At 23.8% G+C, this 1,008-nt stretch carries 1 protein-coding gene; it reads left to right on the top strand.

All coding sequences use genetic code 11. The features are described from left to right. Window positions 1-184 precede the first annotated feature (184 nt). On the top strand, window positions 185-466 hold the full coding sequence (locus tag ATCC9714_RS16410; protein ID WP_021122602.1) for a hypothetical protein: 282 nt from the start codon (window positions 185-187) through the stop codon (window positions 464-466). Window positions 467-1,008 lie beyond the last annotated feature (542 nt).

Raw genomic sequence — 1,008 nt, 5'->3', positions numbered from 1 at the left:
AACACAGAAGTTAAGCTCTTTAGCGCCGATGGTACTTGGTGGGAAGCTGCCTGGGAGAGTAGGACGTAGCCACGTAATCTTTTTTTATTTTAATAAAATTTATTCAAATATATAAATGTATTATAAAAGATTTGAATATGGGAAACCTAAATAATAATTAAAAATTTATTTAGGAGGATAAACCATGGATAATATGAATGAAATGAGAAGTAGAGTTGGAGATGGAAGATATAATTTAACTTTAGAAGTAGCTGCACCAGAGTATTTTAATATATATGAAGATGTAGATACTAAATCAGGTGAAGACTTAGTACGAAACTATTTAAGAAGTAACTCAGATGATGGTTGTTTTAATAATATAAAAATAAATTATAATAAGGCAAGAAATTCTATTAGGGTAACTACTGAGTTAAATTATAATAATAATGAGCATAAAGATTATTCAAATAGAGGAAGGTTAATGTAAATTAATTACATATACTAAAAAATAAATAATAAATTCAAAAATATTTTTATAAAAAATGGGAGTTTAAAGTGAACTTTAATAATAATAATAACTTTAAACTTCTATTTTTTTATAAAAAATAATAATCCAGTATAAATTGTGTAAACTGTTGATAAAAACAATTAAATGAGTCTATTAAAGGGATAAGGCCTGTTGATAATGTGAATAAAATTTAGGTAGACTGTGAATATACTTAAAAAAATAAAGTTTTTATAAAATAAACTAAAAAAAATTAAGAAAAAGTATTGACCTAATAAATATAAGGTGATATAGTATTACTTGTCCTTAAGAAAAGGCAAACAAGTTAAAAGAAAATTTGAATTGACAAATTAAAACATGTTTGTTATACTAAGGAAGTTAAGAAAATGAACTTTGAAAATTAAACAGTAGGTTAATTATATAAATTCTTTTTAAAAGAATTAAACAACAAACAACCAAGCCAGATATTCAGATAATGATTAGCTGAGCGATGGACAACTTTTTAAATTATATTTGAGAGTTTG

This window comes from Paraclostridium sordellii (assembly GCF_000953675.1).
Lineage (GTDB): Bacteria > Bacillota > Clostridia > Peptostreptococcales > Peptostreptococcaceae > Paraclostridium > Paraclostridium sordellii.
The sequence above is the reverse complement of the archived record's forward strand: the minus strand, read 5'-3'. Positions and strand labels throughout refer to the sequence as shown.

Excerpts from the sequence above, each read along its gene's own strand:
- ATCC9714_RS16410 (WP_021122602.1), top strand. The coding sequence starts at position 185 with ATGGATAATATGAATGAAATGAGAAGTAGAGTTGGAGATGGAAGATAT.